This window comes from Haloferax sp. ATCC BAA-644 (assembly GCF_000336975.1).
GTDB classification, from domain to species: Archaea; Halobacteriota; Halobacteria; order Halobacteriales; family Haloferacaceae; genus Haloferax; species Haloferax volcanii.
This window is the reverse complement of record NZ_AOLF01000003.1, coordinates 75,833-95,275: the sequence shown is the minus strand read 5'-3', so window position 1 is coordinate 95,275 and position 19,443 is coordinate 75,833. Positions and strand designations below refer to the sequence as shown.

At 67.6% G+C, this 19,443-nt stretch carries 20 protein-coding genes; 15 read left to right on the top strand and 5 right to left on the bottom strand.

Annotation, left to right across the window (positions count from 1 at the left end; genetic code table 11):
- The 8 genes from C458_RS03180 to C458_RS03145 all read left to right on the top strand — a co-directional run bounded on the left by C458_RS03180 (position 1) and on the right by C458_RS03145 (position 8,565).
- Positions 1-1,065, top strand: coding sequence for an ABC transporter ATP-binding protein (locus C458_RS03180; protein ID WP_008573144.1), 1,065 nt, complete (start codon positions 1-3; stop codon positions 1,063-1,065).
- A complete protein-coding gene (locus C458_RS03175) occupies positions 1,062-2,153 on the top strand; it encodes a DUF917 domain-containing protein (protein ID WP_008573142.1) in 1,092 nt (363 codons plus the stop codon). The genes C458_RS03180 and C458_RS03175 overlap by 4 nt, the downstream gene beginning before the upstream one ends.
- Positions 2,146-3,690 (top strand): hydantoinase/oxoprolinase N-terminal domain-containing protein, encoded by a 1,545-nt coding sequence (locus C458_RS03170; protein WP_008573140.1) that lies wholly within the window; start codon positions 2,146-2,148, stop codon positions 3,688-3,690. Before C458_RS03175 ends, C458_RS03170 begins: the two co-directional genes overlap by 8 nt.
- Positions 3,690-4,778, top strand: a complete 1,089-nt coding sequence (locus tag C458_RS03165) for a DUF917 domain-containing protein (protein WP_008573139.1) — start codon at positions 3,690-3,692, stop codon at positions 4,776-4,778. Before C458_RS03170 ends, C458_RS03165 begins: the two co-directional genes overlap by 1 nt.
- Positions 4,775-5,890, top strand: coding sequence for a DUF917 domain-containing protein (locus C458_RS03160; RefSeq protein ID WP_008573138.1), 1,116 nt, complete (start codon positions 4,775-4,777; stop codon positions 5,888-5,890). The genes C458_RS03165 and C458_RS03160 overlap by 4 nt, the downstream gene beginning before the upstream one ends.
- Positions 5,891-6,102: 212 nt before the next feature.
- Positions 6,103-6,633, top strand: a complete 531-nt coding sequence (locus C458_RS03155) for an Lrp/AsnC family transcriptional regulator (RefSeq protein WP_008573137.1) — start codon at positions 6,103-6,105, stop codon at positions 6,631-6,633.
- Between the two features lie 74 nt (positions 6,634-6,707).
- A complete protein-coding gene (locus C458_RS03150; RefSeq protein ID WP_008573136.1) occupies positions 6,708-7,379 on the top strand; it encodes a helix-turn-helix domain-containing protein in 672 nt (223 codons plus the stop codon).
- 136 nt (positions 7,380-7,515) lie between these two features.
- Entirely contained in the window at positions 7,516-8,565 is a 1,050-nt protein-coding gene (locus C458_RS03145) for a zinc-dependent alcohol dehydrogenase family protein (RefSeq protein ID WP_008573135.1), read from the top strand.
- A gap of 89 nt (positions 8,566-8,654) precedes the next feature.
- On the opposite strand, the gene C458_RS03140 is transcribed toward C458_RS03145, so the two are convergent.
- On the bottom strand, positions 8,655-9,965 hold the full coding sequence (locus tag C458_RS03140) for an aspartate aminotransferase family protein (RefSeq protein WP_008573134.1): 1,311 nt from the start codon (positions 9,963-9,965) through the stop codon (positions 8,655-8,657).
- A gap of 258 nt (positions 9,966-10,223) precedes the next feature.
- Here C458_RS03140 and C458_RS03135 point away from each other — a divergent pair, with 258 nt between their 5' ends.
- Positions 10,224-11,603, top strand: coding sequence for an NAD-dependent succinate-semialdehyde dehydrogenase (locus C458_RS03135; protein WP_008573133.1), 1,380 nt, complete (start codon positions 10,224-10,226; stop codon positions 11,601-11,603).
- 264 nt (positions 11,604-11,867) lie between these two features.
- A complete protein-coding gene (locus C458_RS03130) occupies positions 11,868-13,280 on the top strand; it encodes an APC family permease (protein ID WP_008573132.1) in 1,413 nt (470 codons plus the stop codon).
- A gap of 69 nt (positions 13,281-13,349) precedes the next feature.
- Here C458_RS03130 and C458_RS03125 read toward each other — a convergent pair whose 3' ends face one another.
- The 4 genes from C458_RS03125 to C458_RS03110 all read right to left on the bottom strand — a co-directional run bounded on the left by C458_RS03125 (position 13,350) and on the right by C458_RS03110 (position 15,334).
- Positions 13,350-13,844, bottom strand: a complete 495-nt coding sequence (locus C458_RS03125; protein WP_004041088.1) for an Lrp/AsnC family transcriptional regulator — start codon at positions 13,842-13,844, stop codon at positions 13,350-13,352.
- Positions 13,845-13,968: 124 nt separating this feature from the next.
- Positions 13,969-14,310, bottom strand: coding sequence for a ferredoxin (locus tag C458_RS03120; RefSeq protein ID WP_008573129.1), 342 nt, complete (start codon positions 14,308-14,310; stop codon positions 13,969-13,971).
- On the bottom strand, positions 14,310-15,146 hold the full coding sequence (locus tag C458_RS03115; RefSeq protein WP_008573128.1) for a CbtA family protein: 837 nt from the start codon (positions 15,144-15,146) through the stop codon (positions 14,310-14,312). Before C458_RS03115 ends, C458_RS03120 begins: the two co-directional genes overlap by 1 nt.
- 2 nt (positions 15,147-15,148) lie before the next feature.
- On the bottom strand, positions 15,149-15,334 hold the full coding sequence (locus C458_RS03110; RefSeq protein ID WP_008573127.1) for a CbtB domain-containing protein: 186 nt from the start codon (positions 15,332-15,334) through the stop codon (positions 15,149-15,151).
- A gap of 169 nt (positions 15,335-15,503) precedes the next feature.
- Here C458_RS03110 and cbiT point away from each other — a divergent pair, with 169 nt between their 5' ends.
- The 5 genes from cbiT to C458_RS03085 are packed head-to-tail and all read left to right on the top strand — an operon-like array spanning position 15,504 to position 19,440.
- Complete coding sequence (gene cbiT, locus C458_RS03105) at positions 15,504-16,058, top strand: precorrin-6Y C5,15-methyltransferase (decarboxylating) subunit CbiT (protein ID WP_008573126.1); 555 nt, start codon at positions 15,504-15,506, stop codon at positions 16,056-16,058.
- On the top strand, positions 16,055-16,762 hold the full coding sequence (locus C458_RS03100; RefSeq protein WP_008573123.1) for a cobalt-factor II C(20)-methyltransferase: 708 nt from the start codon (positions 16,055-16,057) through the stop codon (positions 16,760-16,762). Before cbiT ends, C458_RS03100 begins: the two co-directional genes overlap by 4 nt.
- Positions 16,759-17,598 carry a precorrin-4 C(11)-methyltransferase gene (gene cobM, locus C458_RS03095; RefSeq protein WP_008573121.1) on the top strand — a complete coding sequence of 280 codons (840 nt, stop codon included), beginning with the start codon at positions 16,759-16,761 and terminating at the stop codon, positions 17,596-17,598. The genes C458_RS03100 and cobM overlap by 4 nt, the downstream gene beginning before the upstream one ends.
- Positions 17,591-18,571, top strand: coding sequence for a cobalt-precorrin 5A hydrolase (gene cbiG / locus C458_RS03090; protein WP_008573120.1), 981 nt, complete (start codon positions 17,591-17,593; stop codon positions 18,569-18,571). Before cobM ends, cbiG begins: the two co-directional genes overlap by 8 nt.
- Positions 18,568-19,440: a precorrin-3B C(17)-methyltransferase gene (locus C458_RS03085; RefSeq protein WP_008573118.1), complete on the top strand. Its 873-nt coding sequence runs from the start codon at positions 18,568-18,570 to the stop codon at positions 19,438-19,440. The genes cbiG and C458_RS03085 overlap by 4 nt, the downstream gene beginning before the upstream one ends.
- Positions 19,441-19,443 lie beyond the last annotated feature (3 nt).

Here is a 19,443-nt window from a genome sequence, read left to right as displayed (position 1 = left end):
ATGTCCGAACCCCTGCTCGACGTCGACGACCTGAAGAAGTACTTCCCCGTCAAAAGCGGCATCATCAAACGCACGTCAGACTACGTGAAAGCGGTCGACGGCGTCTCGTTCGACATCGAACGCGGGGAGACCCTCGCGCTCATCGGTGAGTCCGGGTCCGGGAAAAGCACCGTCGCGCGGACGATTATCGGTCTGACCGGCGCGACCGGCGGGACCGTCAGGTTCGACGGCGAGGACATCACGAACGCGACCGACGAGCAACTGGCTCGCCTCCGGTCGCGCGTCCAGATGGTGTTTCAGGACCCCACGTCGAGTCTTAACCCCCGGCGAACCATCGGCAAATCGCTCGCGGTCCCGTTGAAGGCCCGCGGCGTGCCGAAATCCGACCTCAGAGAGCGCGTGGTCGACCTGCTCGAACGCGTCGAACTGAACGACGAGTACTGGAACAAGTACCCCCACGAACTCTCGGGCGGGCAGAAACAGCGGGTGAACATCGCCCGCGCGCTCGCGGTCGAGCCGGAACTGCTCTTGCTCGACGAGCCGACGAGCGCCCTCGACGTGAGCGTGCAGGCGAAGATTATCGCGCTCCTCGAGGACTTACAGGCGGAGTTCGGCCTCACCTACCTCTTTATCACCCACGACCTCTCTTTGGTCCGCAACTTCGCCGACGAGACGGCCGTGATGTACCTCGGCGAGATTCAGGAGCGCGGCCCCACACAGGAGGTCTTCCAGCGGCCGCGACACCCCTACTCCCGGGCGCTCCTCTCCGCGATTCCCGTCACGACCGACGAGGAAGAGGCGTACAAGCCGCGGCACGAACCGCTCCGGGGCGAAATTCCGAGTCCCCGAGACATCCCCACGGGCTGTCGGTTCCACACGCGGTGTCCCTACGCGACGGACGCGTGTTCGACCGACGAACCGCAGTTCGTCGCGGTCGACGCCGGCCCCAGCGTCCGGTGTCACATCTACGACGAGGCGTACGCCGACGCGTTCGACGACGTGCCCGACGTGGCCGTCGCGGCGGTCGCCGGCGAGGGAGTCGCATCGAACACCAACGAGCCATGAAGATAACCACAGACAACATCGACGACTTCGCCACCGGCGCGACCGTCCTCGGGACGGGCGGCGGCGGCGACCCCTACATCGGGAAGCTGATGGCACAGCAGGCTATCGAAGAGCACGGCCCCGTCGACCTCATCGACCCGCGGGACGTGCCCGACGACGCGCTCGTCATCCCGAGCGCGATGCTCGGCGCGCCGACCGTGATGGTCGAGAAGATGCCGAAGGGAACCGAGGCGTTGGCCGCCTTCGAGGCGCTCGAAACGCACCTCGGACAGGAGGCCTACGCGACGATGAGTATCGAGGCGGGCGGGCTGAACAGCACCGTCCCCATCGCCGTCGCCGCCGCGCTCGGGCTTCCGCTCGTCGACGCCGACGGCATGGGCCGGGCGTTCCCCGAGGTACAGATGGTGACGCTCACGATGGGCGGCGTCAGCGCGACCCCGATGAGCATCGCCGACGAGAAGGGCAACTCGCTTCTCGTGAACACCGTCAGCAACGAGTACGCCGAGGCGTTCGCCCGCGTGACGAGCATCGAGATGGGCGGCGCGTGCATGATAGGAACCTACGCGCTCTCCGGCGCTGAGGTCCGCGAGCACGCGATTCTCGACTCGATGTCGCTCGCCCACGACATCGGCGAGGCGATTCGCACCGCCAAGCACCGCTCGCGTGACCCCGTCGAGTCGGTCCTCGACCTCACCGACGGCTACGAGCTGTTCGCGGGGAAGATAACCGACGTGGAGCGCCGGACCGAAGGCGGCTTCGCCGTCGGTGAGGCGACCCTCGACGGCATCGACGACTGCGAGGGCCGGACGTTCACCCTCTCCTTCCAAAACGAGAACCTCGTCGCCCGCGACTCGGAGCGCGGCGTCGTGGCGAGCACCCCCGACCTGATTACGGTCGTGGACGCCGAGACGGGCGACCCCGTCACCACCGAGCGACTCGCCTACGGCCACCGGGTGCGGGTCATCGGGATGCCGTGTTCACCGAAGTGGCGAACCGACGAGGGACTCGACCTCGTCGGGCCGGGGTACTTCGACTACAGCATCGACTACGAACCAATCGAAACTCTCCAGCAACCCAGACATGACTGACTACCGAATCGGAATCGACGTCGGCGGCACCAACACGGACGCCGTCGTCATGGACGGCGACGACAACCTCCTCGCGAAGACGAAGACCCCCACCACGGAAGACATCACCTCGGGCATCCTCAACGCCCTCGACGTGGTCCTCGACGACAGCGGCGTCTCCGAGGACGAACTCGACTACGTGATGCTCGGCACGACCCACGCGACGAACGCCATCACGGAGCGCCGCGGCCTCAACGAGGTCGGCGTCATCCGCATCGGCGCGCCCGCGACCCAGAGCATCCGCCCGCTCCTCGAATGGCCCGACGACCTCGCCGCGGCCATCGGCAACAACGTCGCCATCCTCGACGGCGGCCACGAGTTCGACGGCCGACTCCTCAACGACCTCGACGAGGAGCAGGTCAGAGCACAGATTCGCGAGTTCTCCGACGTGGACGCCTTCGCCGTGACGAGCGTCTTCTCCCCCGTCCGCGACGACCACGAGACGCGGGTCGCGGAACTCATCCGCGAGGAGGTCGGCGACGACGTGCCGATTTCCGTCTCGAACGAAATCGGCAGCGTCGGCCTGCTCGAACGCGAGAACGCGACGGCGCTCAACGCCGCGCTCACCAGCGTCGCCTCGGAGGCCGCGAACGCCTTCGTCGACGCGATGGACGAACGCGGCATCGACGCGAACCTCTACTTCGGCCAGAACGACGGGACGCTGATGAGCGTCGACTACGCCATCCGTTATCCCATCTTCACGGTCGCCAGCGGCCCCTCGAACTCGGTCCGGGGCGCGGCGTACCTCTCGCAGGTCGAAAACGGCATCATCGTCGACGTGGGCGGCACGACGACCGACGTGGGCGCGGTCACCGAGGGCTTCCCCCGCGAGAGCAGCGTCGCCGTCGAAATCGGCGAGGTGAAGACCAACTTCCGAATGCCCGACATCATCGCCATCGGCATCGGCGGCGGCTCTATCGTCTCGACCGACGGCGGCGTCACCGTCGGCCCCCAGAGCGTCGGCTACAAACTGACCGAGGAGGCGAGGTGTTTCGGCGGCGAGACGCTGACCGCGACCGACCTCGAAGTCGCCGCGGGCACCATCGACATCGGCTCCGAGACGCCGGCCGTGGACGCGGACATCGTCGAGGCCGCCCGCGAGTACGTCAGAGAGCGCGTCGAGCGCGAGGTCGACCGCATGAAGACGAGCGCCGACCCCGTCCCCGTGGTCATCGTCGGCGGCGGAAGCATCCTCGTCCCCGACGACATCGCGGGCGCGAGCGAGGTCCACAAGCCCGACCACTACGAGGTCGCGAACGCCGTCGGCGTCGCCATCGCGCAGGTCTCCGGCGAGGTCGACCGCATATACAGCCTCGACGAGATGGACCGCGAGGGAGCCATCCAACACGCGAAAGACGAGGCCACGGACAACGCGCTCGCGGCCGGGGCGGACCCCGACAGCGTGGATATCGTCGACATCGAGGAGGTCCCGCTTTCGTACCTGCCCGGCAACGCGGTGCGAATCAAGGTGAAGGCCGCCGGGGCGCTCGACCACTGATGACGGTCGAAATCGGCGTCGAGGAGATAGAAGACGTCGCGCTCGGCGCGACCGTCCTCGGGACCGGCGGTGGGGGCGACCCCCACGTCGGCAAACTCGTCGCGAAGCAGGCCATCGAGGAGTTCGGCCCCGTCGAACTCGTCTCCCCGGACGAGTTGGACGCCGAGGACTTCGTCGTCCCGACCGCCCAGATGGGCGCGCCGACCGTCTCGGTCGAAAAGCTCCCAAGCGGGCGGGAGGCCGTCACCTCGATGGAGCGCGTCGAGCGCGAACTCGGAAAAACCGCCGACGCGACGATGCCAATCGAGTGCGGCGGCATCAACTCGACGTTCCCCTTCGCCGTCGCGGCCCGCCGCGGGCTTCCCGTGGTCGACGCCGACGGCATGGGCCGGGCGTTCCCCGAACTCCAACACGAGACGTTCAACATCTACGGCGTCAGCGGGACGCCCGCGGCCGTCAGCGACGAGCGGGGAAACACCTGTCTCATCGAGACGGACGACAACGACCAGTTGGAGTGGCTGGCCCGCGGCGTCACCGTCAGGATGGGCGGCGTCGGCTACGTCTCCGACTACCCCATGACCGGTGCGCAGGTCAAAGAGACGGCCATCCCCGGCACGATGTCGCTCGCCCGCGACCTCGGCCGCGCGCTCCGACTGGCCGAGGACGACGCGATGGACGCCATCCGCGAGGTGACCCGCGAGTCGATTTACGGCGAGGCGCGGTCGCTGTTCGAGGGGAAAATCGTGGACGTACAGCGCCGCACCGAACGCGGCTTCGTCTTCGGCCACGTCGATATCGACGGCCTCGACGAAGACGAGGGCTCGACCATGCGCATCGAGTTTCAAAACGAGAACCTCGGCGCGACCGTCGACGGAAGCTACGTGGCGACCGTCCCCGACCTCATCACCGTCCTCGACCGCGAGACGGGCGGGCCGATTCCGACCGAGAGCCTCCGGTACGGGGCGCGGGTCCGCGTCCTCGGCATCCGGACGCCCGAGATAATGCGGACGCCCGCCGCCCTCGACGTGTGGGGACCGGGGTCGTTCGGCCTCGACGCGACCTACGAACCACTCGCGGACCACCCATGAGTTTCGACATCCCACACCTGACGGAGGTAACGCTCGACGACCTCGAAGCGCTCGGTATCGGCGCGGGCATCCTCGGCACCGGCGGCGGCGGCAACCCACGTCTCGGCCGACTGCGCCTGCAAACGCTCCTCGAAGACGACGCCTACCCCGACGCGGTCGAACTGGTCGACCCGCGGGACCTGCCGGCCGACGCCACCGTGGCGAGCGTCGGCGGGATGGGCGCGCCCACCATCAGCGTCGAGAAGTTCGCCGGCGGCGACGAGGAGGTGCAGTCGCTTCGGGCCATCGAGGACCTCTCCGGCGAGACGGTCGACGCGCTCATCCCCGGCGAAATCGGCGGCGCGAACAGCATGGCCCCGCTGTGCGTGGCGGCGATGACCGACCTCCCCGTGGTCGACGCCGACGGCATGGGCCGGGCGTTCCCCGAACTCCAGATGGACACGTTCTTCATCTACGGCACGCCCGTGAACTACGCGGCGACGACCGACGAGCGCGGCAACCAAGTCGTCTACCGGGACATCGACTCGGCCAAGCGCCTCGAAGACCTCGCGCGGGCCATCACCGTCCAGATGGGCGGTCGCTCGGGCTACGCCTTCCCGCTCATGACCGGCGCGTTCGTCTCGGAGTACGCCGTGCCCCACACCGTCTCGCTCGCCACCGAACTCGGGCGGGCGGTCGAACGCGCCCGCGACGCCGGCACCGACCCGGTCGACGCCGGCCGCGAACTGCTCGGCGGCGAGGAACTGTTCGCCGGGAAAATCGTGGACGTGCACCGCCGCAACCGCGACGGCTTCGCCCTCGGGAGCGTCACGCTCGCCGGGGTGGACGAGGACGCGACCCTCGAAATCGAGTTCCAAAACGAGTTCCTCGTCGCGCGGGACGACGACGGCGACCTCCGGACGACCGTGCCCGACCTCATCTGCCTCGTCGACACCGACACCGGTGCGCCGGTCACGACCGACGCCCTGCGGTACGGCCAGCGCGTCCGCGTCCTCGGCGTGCCCGCGCCCGAACTGCTCACGACGCCCGAGGCGCTCGACGTCATCGGCCCCGAAGCGTTCGGGTACGAGGTTCCGTACGACCCGCTGCCGCGGGACGAGACGGGGTGGTGACCGGGTGGTGACGCCTCGGCCGCGTCGGTGGCCTCGCCGCTGAACTTCCCTCGACGCCGCGTTTCGCGCGGCGTCCCACGACCGAATCGCTCGCCACCCACCACCCACCCACCGCAAGCCGTTGACTAGCCAATTCGACACAACCGTTGTGTCGTTTTGATTCGTTTACGCCACCCGCAGTTTCAAATCGAACCCCACCAATACATCCGACCATGGAAAACCCCGACCTCACGTCCGCCGACGCGCCGCCCGACCCGAACACGCCGGAGGCGGTTCTCGAAAACTACCTCGACGAGCACGACTACGAGATATTCCGCGCGCTCAACGAGAACGGCCGCATCTCCGACACCGAACTCGCAGAGCGCGTCGGACTCTCCCGGACCGCGGTCCGGCGCCGCCGCGAGAAGCTTCAAGAGAGCGACGTGCTCGAAATCCTCGCGGTCATCGTCCTCCAGGAGGCCGACCTCGCCGACGCGCAGATACTCGTCTCGTTCAACCAGCACGTCTCCTCCGAGGTGCGGACCGAGTTCATCACGACGCTCATCGACGAGGGACTCGTCTACAACGCGAGTTCCTGTCTCGGCGAGTACGACCTCGTGTTCAGCGCGTGGCACACCGACCTGAACACCCTGAAAGAGTACGTCTGGGACCTCTTCGACGGCGAGGAAATCGTCGACGACTACACCATCATCCCGCTTCTGAAGACGTGGAAGGCGTGGGACAAAGAGCTGGACCGTCCCTGAATCGAAGGGTCGAGTTACCCCCACGCAGCGGAGACCCCAGAACGTTAACTCGCCGGCCGGTGTGATACCACACAATGGCTATCACAACGAAGTTCGTTCTTCGGTCGTCCTCGCTGCCGCTGGTCAGCATTCCGACCGCGCTACGGCCGGACGAGGTCGAGTGCGTTCACGCGCTCTGTCTGCAACCAGACGTGCAGATATTCACCGTGCAGTTCGAGCGGGAAGACGGCGTCACTAAGGCTGACCTCCTGACGCGCGACGAGGTCGTCGCGGCCGACGCAATCGGAGAGACCGCCGACAAGGACGTCTACAAGCTCACCGTCGAACTGGCGGAGTCGGTCTCGAAGGCGTTCGAGCCGGACTTCGGGGGCGCACAGCTCGAACCGACGGTCGTCACCGCCGACGGCTGGCACGAGACGAAAGTGTTCAAGGAGTACGAGGGGTTCAACAGCTTCCGAGAGAGCTGTGAGGCCCACGGCATCTCGCTGGACCTCGTGTCCATCACGTCGGAGGGGTCCGCGTCCGACGAACCGACGGACAGCCTCACCGACCGCCAGCGGGAGGCGCTGACGCTCGCCGTCTCGCGCGGCTACTACGAGAGTCCGCGACAGATTACGGCCGAGGAGCTGGCCGCCGAACTCGGCATCTCGCAACCGTCGCTGTCGAGTCTCCTCCGACGCGGCGAACGGGAACTGATTACCTCCTCGCTGGGCATGCAGGCGCGGATGCAACCGCCCACGCAGTGAACCGCCGCGGGGCCACGTCCCCACGCGGTCGGCTCGCTTCCCCGTGGCCGAGCGGGACGGCCGCCCGGCCGCGGTTAAATGGACTGTTCATATAGCATCGCAGCTATGCCCGCAAGGTCCGTACCTCACAGCGTACGTGAAATCAGCAGTCTATCGCGGTCCGGGCGACGTTCGCATCGAGGAGAAACCAGAACCGGAGCTTCAACAACCGACCGACGCGGTCATCCGCGTCACTCACACCGCCATCTGCGGGTCCGACCTCTGGTTCTACCGCGGTCACGAGGAACACGAGGAGGGCTCCGGGGTCGGCCACGAGCCGATGGGTATCGTCGAGGAAGTCGGTGAGGACGTCACGAGCGTCCAGCCGGGCGACCGCGTGCTCGTCCCGTTCGCGTACAGTTGCGGGGAGTGCGAGTTCTGCCGCAAGGGCATCCACACCGCGTGTGTAGACGGCGGGTTCTTCGGTCCGCACGGCGACGAGACCGGCGGCGCACAGGCCGAGAAGGTCCGCGTCCCCCACGCCGACGGCACGGTCGTTCGGGTCCCCGAGCGGTACGCCGACGACGAAGAGACGCTCGAATCGCTCCTCCCGCTGACGGACGTGATGTCGACCGGCCACCACGCCGCCGTGTTGGCGGACCTCGAAGCCGGTGACACCGCGGTCGTCATCGGCGACGGCGCGGTCGGGCTGTGCGGCGTCCTCGCGGCGAAGCGCATCGGCGCAGAGCGCATCATCGCGGTCGGCCACCACGAGGACCGATTGGAAGTCGCCCGCGAACTCGGCGCGACCGACACCGTCTCGTCCCGCGGGCAGGAGGCCGTCGAGGAAGTCCTCGAACTCACCCACGGCGGCGCGAACCACGTCCTCGAATGCGTCGGCGCGGCGTCGGCGCTCGAAACCGCCGCGCAGGTCGCCCGTCCCGGCGGCTCCATCGGCGCCGTCGGCGTCCCGCACGTCGAGTCCGCCGACTTCGTCCAGCCGGTATTCTACAAGAACCTCTCGTTCTCCGCCGGCGGCGCACCCGTCCGGAACTACATCGAGGAACTCATGGACGACGTGCTGCAGGGCACCCTCGACCCGTCGCCCATCCTGACGAAGACCGTCGACCTCGACGGCGTCCCGGAAGGCTATCGGGCGATGGACGACCGCGAGGCAATCAAGGTCATGGTGAAAGTCGACGAGTAAGGCGCGCCCCACACCGAGGCCGGGGCTCGCGAGGGACCGCGAGAAACCGCGGAAAACCACAGGGGCCGTGAGCGAGCGTTGCCGCCGAATCAGGCCAAGTCCTCCAGCGCGGTTCGGAGCGCGTCGACGGCCTCGCCGAGTTGCGCCCGCGAAATCGTCAGCGGGGGCTGGAAGCGCATGACGTTCTTGTAGTAGCCGCCGACGCCCATGACGACGTTGGACTCCTCGCGGAGGTGCTCGCCGACCGCGGCCGCGAGTTCCTTGTCCGGGGCGGGCGCGACGTGCTGCGGGCCGGTCGTCTCGGGGTCCACGAGTTCGATGCCCTGCATCAGCCCGAGGCCGCGGGCCTCGCCGACCACGTCGTAGTCGGATTCGAGCGTGGCGAGTTCGGCCGAGAGCCACTCGCCGTTCTCGCGGGCGTTGTCGACGATGCCGTTCTGGAGTTCCTCGATGGTCGCCAGCGCGGCCGCGCAGGCGACGGGGTTGCCGCCGAACGTCGAGAGGTGGTCGCCGGAGCCGAACGCGTCCGCGATGTCCGCGGGGGCCGTGAACGCGCCGAGCGGCAGGCCGTTGGCGATGCCTTTCGCCTGCGTCAAAATGTCGGGTTCGACGCCGAACTGCTCGCTGGCGAACAGTTCGCCGGTGCGGCCGTAGCCGGTCTGGACCTCGTCGGCGATGAGGAGCGCGCCGTGGTCGTGGGCGATGTCCCGCACGCGCTTGAGCCACGCCTCCGAGGGGACGACGATGCCGGCCTCGCCCATGACGGGTTCGACGACGACCGCCGCGAGGTCGCCGCTGGTGTGCGAGCCGATGACTCGTTCGAGCGCGTCGGCGCAGTCCGCGCCGCAGGTGTCGCCCTCACAGCGAGGACATCGGTAGGCGTACGGCGGCGCGGTGTGCGCCACATCGTTGATGGTCGGGGCCATATCCTGCTTGTAGGCCCGGTTGCCGGTGAGCGCGAGGCTGCCGAGGGTGCGGCCGTGGAAGCCCATCTCCAGCGAGATAACCTCCTTCGAGCCGGTGTACTTCCGGGCGAGTTTGATAGCGCCCTCGACGGCCTCCGTGCCGGAGTTACAGAAGAAGGCCTTCTGGAGGTCGCCCGGCGTCACCTCGGCGAGGGTCTCGGCGAGGTCGGCCACCGGCCGGTTGGGGTGGACGTACGAACAGCCGTGGACGAACTCCTCCAACTGCTCCGCGGCGGCCTCGACGACGGCCTCGTTGTTGTGGCCGACGTTCGTCACCGAGATACCCGAGAACACGTCGAGATACTCGTTGCCGTCGAAGTCTTCGAGGGTACAGCCGGACGCCCGCGCGACCGGGACGTTCAGCGATTTCCAAATCGGCATGAGGTAGTCGTCGTACGCCGCCTCGACCGACGAGTTCGTCGTCCGTTCTCTCATGGGCACAAGTTCTAAACTGAATCCTAATAAATTGTTCTGTGTAGAACATCATTCAGAACACTGCGAGTGTGTCGGGACGAGAGCGGTCGTTCCGGACTCGAACGCGGCTGGGAGCTCCGTACTCGACTGCGTTCGTCACCGACGTATTTTGAACACAGTCCGAATAATCCACCCATACTGGAACTTTTATCAATACTTGGGACGACAGTCGGGGCAAGCGGGAGCCGCGAGCGACCGCCGCGCTCCCGAGAGCCGACCATGAAATCCATCAACCCCGCGACCGAGGAAGTCATCGAGACGCACGAGGAACACGACGAGGCGACTGTCGACGCGCGCTTGGACGCCGCGTGGGACCGGTTCGGATCGTGGCGCGAGACGCCGATTTCGCGGCGCGAGAAGCTGCTCGCGTCCGCGGCCGACGTGCTGCGCGAAAACAGCGAGGAGTACGCGAGCCTGATGACCGAGGAGATGGGCAAACCCGTCGAGCAGGCGGTCTCCGAGGTCGAAAAGTGCGCGTGGGTCTGCGACTACTACGCCGAACACGCGTCGGAGTTCCTGCAGGACGAGCACATCGGCACCGTGCCGGGGTCGAAGACGTACGTCTCCTACGAGCCCATCGGCCCGGTGCTCGCGGTGATGCCGTGGAACTTCCCGTTCTGGCAGGTGTTCCGGTTCGCGGCCCCGCACATCACTGCGGGCAACGTCGCCGTGCTCAAGCACGCGCCGAACGTCTTCGGCTGCGCCGACGCCATCGCCTCCGTCTTCGAGCGGGCGGGCTATCCGGACGACGTATTCACGTCGTTGCGGATTCCCGCCGAGCGCGTCGCCGGCGTCATCGAAGACGACCGGGTTCGGGGCGTCAGCCTGACGGGGAGCACCCGCGCCGGGCGGGCCGTCGCGGAGACGAGCGGCCGCGAACTCAAGCCGACGGTGCTCGAACTCGGCGGGAGCGACCCCTTTGTCGTCCTCGACGACGCGCCGCTCGAAGCGACCGCAAAGCAGGCCGCGCAGGCCCGAACGCAGAACAACGGCCAGTCGTGTATCGCCGCGAAGCGCTTTCTCGTCCACGAGGCCGTCTACGACGAGTTCGTCGAGCGCTTCACCGAGGAGATGCGCGCACTGACCGTCGGCGACCCCACCGACCCCGAGACCGACGTGGGGCCGCAGGCGCGGGCGGACCTCATGGAGACGCTCCACGAGCAGGTCACGGCGTCCGTCGAGGCCGGCGCGACGCTCCGCCTCGGCGGCGAACCGCTGGACCGACCCGGCCACTACTACCCGCCGACGGTGCTGACCGGCGTGCCCGAGGACGCGCCCGCGAGGACCGAGGAACTGTTCGGCCCCGTCGCCACCGTCATCGAGGTCGAAGACGTGGCGGAGGCGGTCCGCGTGGCGAACGACACGCCCTACGGCCTCGGCGCGAGCGTCTGGACGGCCGACGCCGAACGCGGCGAGGCGCTCACGACGAACCTCACCGCGGGTAACGTCGCGGTCAATCACGTCGTCGCGTCTGACCCGCGGGTCCCGTTCAGCGGGACGAAGGACTCGGGCTACGGGACCGAACTCTCCCGGCACGGGATTCGGGAGTTCGTCAACACGAAGACGGTCTGGGTCGAGGACGCACCCGCCGACGAGTAAGCGCGACGACGCCCGGCCCAGCACCCGGAGCGACACCCGACGCGACGCCCGCGACGACGCCCGGAACGCGAATCGAGCGCGGACGCCGTTTCTTTCTGCTCGACGGGTTGACTACTATTCGAACCGGCGGCCGTTTGGCGATTTTCCGGTGAATCGCCGCTCGATTTGTCGTCCCAGTTGACGGATTACTATTGAACTGTGTTCCTAATAGAGACTAAAAATTGAACACAGTAAGATATATAGTGGGCAAGTTAGAATGTGGTGATGTCACTCATAACCATGACAGGAGAACTCTCACGCGTCCTCTCGAAGCGCGACGTGTTCGTGCTCGCACTCGGAGCGATGATCGGATGGGGTTGGATCGTGCAGACGGGGTACTTCATCGACCAAAGCGGCGTCACCGGCGCTATCTCGGCGTTCGTCCTCGGCGGGTTCATGGTGACCGTCGTCTCGCTCATCTACGGCGAACTCGCCTCCGCGATGCCGTTCGTCGGCGGCGAGCACGTTTACAGCATGCGGGCGTTGGGGCCGGCCGGCTCGTTCGCCTGTACGTGGGCGATAATCTTCGGCTACATCAGCGTCGTCGCGTTCGAGGCGGTCGCGCTGCCGAGCGCCCTCGCGTACATCGTCCCCGGCTTCAACGTGTTCGAACTCTGGACGGTCGCCGGACAGCCGGTCTACGGCACGTGGGTCGCGACGGGCGTCATCGGCTCCGTGGTTATCACGTACCTCAATTATCGGGGTGTCCGGCCGGCCGCGCAGTTCCAGGCGATTCTCGCGCTCGTCATCACGCTGTCCGGCCTGACGCTCCTCCTCGGCGCGCTGTTCAACGGCACGTCGCCGTCGTCGCCGCCGCTCGCGGGAGCCGGCATCGGCGGCGTGTTCACGGTCGCCATCATGACGCCGTTCATGTTCGTCGGCTTCGACGTGATTCCGCAGGCCGCCGGCGAGGCCGACGTGTCACCGAAGCTCCTCGGCGGCCTCATCGGGCTCTCGGTCGCCTGCGCCGCCGCGTTCTACATCGCCGTCATCTGGGCGGCCGGGCAGGTCGCTACGGGCGCGACGCTCGTCGAGAGTTCGCTCCCCGCCGCGACGGCGATGGAGATTGCGTTCGATAGCGTGACCATCGGCCGCATCATGGCGCTGGCGGGTCTCGCGGGCATCCTCACGAGTTGGAACGGCTTCGTCCTCGGAGCCAGCCGCGCGATTTACGCGATGGCCGACTCGCACATGCTCCCCGAGCGGCTCGCGACGATTCACGACGACCACGACACGCCGTCGACCGCAATCGTGCTCGTCGGCGGCCTCGCGGCGCTCGCCCCCCTGTTCGGCGAGCAGATGCTCGTCTGGGTCGTCAACGCCGGCGGCCTCGGCATGGTGACGGCGTGGCTTCTCGTCGTCGTCTCGTTCCTCGTGCTCCGGTACCGCGACCCCGACTTCGACCGGCCGTTCAAGCTGCCGGCGGGCTACGCGGTCGGCGCGCTCGGCCTGCTTTTGACCGTGTTCTTCGTCGGCCTCTACCTCCCCGGCTCGCCCTCGGCGCTGGCGTGGCCCTACGAGTGGGCGATGGTCGGCGGCTGGTGTCTGCTCGGCGTCGTCCTGCTGGCCGTCGCCGGCGGGCTGCCGACCCGGACGGAAGCGAAGGCGCACCTGAGCGCCCAGCAGCTCGAAGACTAATCGGCTTCCGGCCTTCCGGCGGTCGAAGCGCGGTGCGGCGGGATTCGTGCGGATACGGCACGGGCCGTGTTACGACACGTCGGGAAGCAGCGCCGCTTTCAGTTCTTCGAGTTCGTAGTCGTTCAGCGGGTTCGGCTCGTCCTTGATTGTCGTGATGACGAACGTCGAACTCGTCCGCGAAATCTCGTCTATCTCCTCGAACTCGGAGATGAGGTCCTCGACCATCGAGCGCGAGGCGAGATGCGAAATCAGGACGAAGTCGGTGTCGCCGAGCGTGAAGTAGACCTCGTTGACGCCGGGCACCTCCCCGAGTTTATCGCCGACCTCCTTGTGGTACTCCGAGCCGTACTCGGCCCAGACCTCGGTGATGAGCGTGAGGTTCAGCCCGGCCTTCTCGAAGTCGATATCGAAGATGTCGTTTTTGATGATGCCCTGCTCTTGGAGCCGTTCGAGGCGGTAGTGAACGGTCGACTTCGGGATGCCCGTCTCCTCGGTTATCCGGTCGGGACTCCCCGATTCGAGCGTCCCGATGGCCTTGAGGATTCGAAGGTCCTTCTCGTCCATGGACCGTAATCAGGTGTGCACCGATATTATTGTTCTGCGTTCAACCCCGCCCGCGTCGGGGAGGGAACGACAAGAGGCGGTGAGAACGGCGCGGCGCAGACACCGGCGGTCGTCCCCGAGACGGTCAGTCGCGGGGTCGAACGCCGAGGTTCGACGCGTCTGGACCGAACTCCGCGGCCAACAGCGCCGGCACGTCGTCCGGGCGAACGTCCGAGTACCACCGGTTCCGGGGGTGGATGGCGACCGCGGCCCCGTCCGCACTACAGAGGCCGAGACAGCTCGTTTCTGCAACGTGGACCCGCGACCAGAAGACGCCACGGTCGCGCAACCACGAGGTCACCGCGTCGTACACCGCCGGGCCGTCGGCCTCGGCGCAGTCGGCGTACTCGGACTCGCGGCTGTTCGTACAGACCAACACGTGGTCCGTAAAGCCGTGCTCGCGGACCTCGTCGGTGCGGTCACGCATCAGTCGGCCGCGGGAGCCGAGTCCCGGCCGGCGGTCGGAATCCCCGGTTCGGACTCGGACTCACTCGACGGCCGGAACCGCGCGTGCGCCGCCGCGAGGACCAGCCACAGGAGGACCTGTCCGAACGCGAACAGGCCGATGAGCCCGGTTTCGAGCGCCGGCGACAGCGCCCCGCGAACCGCGTTTTCGGGGGCGACGACGGCCAGCACCGCGAGCAGGCCGAACGGGACGGCCGCGCCGACGAGAGCCGCACCGAGGCCCCGCGACTCGCGCAGGCGGGTGTAGACGTAGCCGGCCGAGAGGCAGGCGAGCGCCCCGGCGAGCATCATCCCGGCGTAGAGCGGGAGCCGCGTTGCCGTCGAGAGCGACTGTTCCGCCCCCGGCGCGACCGGCGGGAGGACCAGCCACGGCGCGCCCGAAACGGTGATGAATCCCGCGAGTCCCATCAGATAGCTCTTCGCGGCGTCGGGGCCGGGAATCGCCGGTTCGAGGAAGAAAAAGGCGACCCCGAAGAACGCGCCGCCGAGCACGACGCCCCACAGCCCGCCGGCCGCGACGCTCACGGCTTTCGTGACCGCCATCGACACCGCGGTGTCGTGATGGCCGCCGCTCTCGCTGGCGCGGGAGTCACCGGACTCGTGGCTGTGAGCGCCCTCGGACTCGTGACTGTGGGCGCTTTCGGCCTCGTGACTGTGCCCGCTCTCCTCGACCGTCGCGTGGTTGAGGTCGTCCGCGTAGCCGACGAGCGGGTTGGCGACGACGGCCATGAACAGTCCGAACACCAGTCCGGCGACGACCCCCGCCTTCACTCCCCGCGTCAGGTACTCCCCGAACATCGTCAGTGGCAGGCGATGCCGGCCGCGTGGCGGAAGTTGTGCAGCGAGTCGTGGACGAGCGGGTCCTGCACGAACAGGAGCGTAAAGCCCAGCGCGACGACAAAGAGGGAACCGGCAGCCATCTGCGCGGGGGTCAGTTCCGTTCGTGCGCGTTCGATGCGACCGTTGACGGTGTTCGACGTAGCCATGATAAACTCGGATTGATGAAAACCAAGCACAGTTGTAAAACTTTCGAGAACAAGCGAGCTTGTGTTTCAGCAATCTCGATTTAATAACTCGGGGGCGGATTTTATGAAACCTTGTTTGTGGTACAACAAGCACAATTGTTTTCAAACCGCGCCGGGATTGTCGAGTCGAATGTCACAGGTAACGCTCCCGCACGACGCCAAGGCGGGACCCACGAAATCGGAGGTGAGAGCGGTCACGCTCGACAAACTCGACTTGCGGCCGACGGACCACTTCGTCGACGTCGGCTCCTGTACCGGCTCGGTCACCATCGAGGCGGCCCGGCGGGTCGAGCGCGTGACCGCCGTCGAGCGCAAGCCGGACCGACTGGACGTGACGCGGAAGAACCTCGCGGCGAACGACTACGACGCCGACGTGACGCTCCGCGAGGCGGAGGCTCCCGACGGCCTCCCGGCCGACGCCGACGCGATGTTCGTCGGCGGCAGTCGGAACTTCGAGGCCGTGTTGGACCACGCCGTCGAGACCGGCGTCGACCGAATCGTCATGAACGTCTCGCGGGTCGAACCCGCCGGCGACGCCATCGAGGCGTTCCGCGAGCGCGACCTGCTCTCGGCGGTCGTCCAGATGCAGGTGAGCCACGGCTACGAACTCGCCGGCGCGACGAGTTTCCGGTCGAACAACCCGGTGTACGTCGTCGTCGGCCGACGCGACGCGGAGGGGCTATGACCGTCTACGGCATCGGTCTCGGCCCGGGCGAGGCCGACCTCGTGACGGTCAAGGGGAAACGCCTGCTCGAATCGGCGGCGGTGGTTTACTCGCCCGGCCGCCTCTCGCGGACGGTCGCGCTGAACCACGTCCCCGAGGAGCGCATCGGTGACCTCGACTTCCCGATGACGCGCGACCCCGACGAACTCCGCCGCGCGTGGAAGGAGGCCGCCGCCGAGGTGGCCGCCCGCGCCGACTCCGAGGACGTGGCGTTCGTGACCCTCGGCGACCCCAACGTCTACTCGACGTTCGGCCACCTCCGCCGCACCCTCGACGCGTTCCACCCCGACATCGACCTCGAAGTCGTCCCCGGCGTGAGCGCGATGACGGCCTTCGCGACCGCCCTCGGCGTCGAAATCGAATCCGGAACCGGGCTGGCGCTCCGCGAGGCCGCCAACGGCGCCGCGCCGACCGGCCCCGACCGCATGGTGCTGTTCAAGGTCACCGACGCGCCGGCGACCCACGAGAAACTGACCGAGGCGGGCTACGACGTTCGCTTCGGCCGCCGCCTGTTCATGGAGCAGGGCGAGACGGTCGTCACCGACGACCCCGACGAACTCGCGGAGCGCGACTACTACACGCTGGCCTACGCCGAGCGCGAGGGCGTCGAGCGCGACGTGGCGACCGCCGAGTTCGACGGCGTCGAATCGGGGGGGTCGGCGTGAGCGCTGACGGCGAGGCGGACACCGGCTTCACCGACGAGGAGGGAATCCCCTTCGTCGGCGCGGGCCCGGGCGACCCGGACTTGCTCACCGTCGCCGGGCGAAAGCTCGTCGAGGACGCCGACCTCGTGGTGCACGCGGGGTCGCTCGTCAACAGCGAGCTTTTGGACGAGTTCTGCGCCGACGCCGAGCAAGTCAACAGCGTCGGCAAGGACCTCGAAGAGCTGATTCCGCTGATGACCGACGCCTACGAGTCGGGTCGGACCGTCGTCAGACTCCACAGCGGCGACCCGGCGATTTACGGGGCCGCCTTGGAGCAGATGGACGCGCTGGCCGAGGCGGGCGTGCCGAGCTACCTCGTTCCCGGCGTCACCTCGGCGTTCGCCGCGAGCGCGACGCTCCGCACCCAGTTGACGCTCAACGAGGTCTCGAATCACGTCGTCTTCACCCGGCCGCGGGGCCGGACGCTCTCGGCCGAGGAGGACCACATCAGCGACTTCGTCGGCTTCGGTGACACCACGGTCTGTATCTACCTCGGCACCCACGCCGTCTCGGAGACGATGGACCGACTGCTGGACGAGGGCCACGACCCCGACACGCCCGTCGCGGTCGTCTACCACGCCTCGTGGCCGGACGAAGACGTCATCGAGGGTACCATCGAGACCATCGGCGGGCGGGTCGAAGACGCGGGCTACCGAGCCTCGGCGCTCGTCATCATCGGCGAGGCGGTGAACGGCTCGGCGTACGAGCGGTCGTTCCTCTACGGCGACTGGGCCCGCGGCGGCGACGCACCGAACGACGAACCCGACACCGAAACACAGGAGCCAGACAATGAGTGACACAGACTCCAACTCGGACACCGACTCCGGAAGCGGCCACTGTCAAACGCCAGACAGCGACGGCGAGGTCGCCAACGAAATCGCCATCGTCAGCTTCGAGCGAAAGCTCGATACGGCCGAGAAAATCAAGCGCGACCTCGCGGACGACTACGACCGGATAGACATCCTCACCTACCACGGCGACGTGTTCGCCGACCACTGGGGCGAGTACGACTGCTTCGTCGGCCTGATGGCCAGCGGCATCGCCATGCGGAAGACCGCCGGCCTCCTCGACGACAAGTGGGAGGACCCGGCGGTCGTCGTCGTCGACGAGGAACTGACGTGGGCGATTCCGCTCACCGGCGGCCACCACGGCGCGAATCAGGTCGCCCACGACCTCTCGAAGCTCGGGGCCGTCCCGGCGATGACGACCGCCTCGGAGGCCGCGGGCAAACAGGGCGTCGAGAGCAAGGCGAAGGCGCTCGACACTCACGTCGTCAACGGCGATTCGACCGTAGCGACGAACCTCGCCGTCCTCAACGACGAACTCGGTCCCGTCGCCCGACTCGACGGCCCGAAGGCGGTCCTCGTCGGCGACGACGTGACCGTCCTGAAGCGCAACAGCGACGACGGCGTCGTCCTCGGGACGGGAAGCGTCTCCGGCGCGAAGAAAGCACAGTTCCTGACCGCGTGGGAGCAAGCGCTCGACGACGCCGACTGTGGCTGGGACGACGTGGAATTCGTCGCCACCGGCACGCGGAAGGCGGACGAACCCGGCATGCTCGACGCCGCCGAGGAAATCGGCGCGGGCGTCGTCTACTTCGAAAAGGAGACGCTGACCGAGTTCGAAGGGCCGACCCCCTCGCGGTCGAAGGAACTCATCGGCTGGCCCGGCATCGCCGAGGCGAGCGCCATCGCCGGCGGCCGCGACCACGAACTCGTCGTCGAAAAGCAACGCTACGACGACGCCGTGACCGTGGCGGTGGGACGATGAGCGACGGTCGCGAGCCGACCGAACCGGCGGCCGGCTCCAGCGGCCGCGACCGCGACGAGGTCCCGGACGACTACGGGACGCTCTACGTCGTCGGCATCGGCCCCGGCCTCCCCGACCACATGACGAAGCGGGCGAAGGAACTCATTTCCACCTCGGACTGCGTGGTCGCCTCGAACCTCTATCAGGAGTTCCTCCGCGACGACGGAACCCTCCCGCCCGAAGAGAGCGACGAGGGGCCGGAGGTCGTCCGCTCGTCGATGGGACAGCAGGTCGAACTGACCCGCGAGGCGTTCGAGCGCGTCCGAGACGGCGAGGACGTGGTCCACGTCTCCGGCGGCGACCCCAACGTCTACGGGAAGTCCGACCTCGTGTTCACGATGGCGAAAGGCGACGCGGCGACCGACGTACCGATAGAAATCGTCCCCGGCGTCACCGCGGCGCTCGGCGGCGCGGCCATGATGGGCGCGCCGCTGTCGAACGACTTCTGTACGGTCTCGCTGTCCGACAAGTGGCGCGGCTGGGACGAAATCGAGGAGAAACTGCGCGCGGCCGCCATCAGCGGCTTCGTCATCGTCCTGTACAACTGCTGGCGCAACTACGAACGCGCCATCGACGTGGTCCGCGAGGAGCGGGCCGACGACGTGCCGGTCGGCATCTTCAACGACGCCGGCCGCGGTGAGGCCGGCCGGAATCTGGACGACGAGACGTTCTCGGTGACGACCCTCGGCGACGCGAAGGCCCACGACGACGACGTGGGCGGGATGGGAACCTCGATTCTCATCGGCACTCACGAGACCGAACCCTGGAGCAACGACTACCAAACGTACCTCGTCACGCCCCGCGGCGGGCGCGACGTCGACGACTTCTAACCC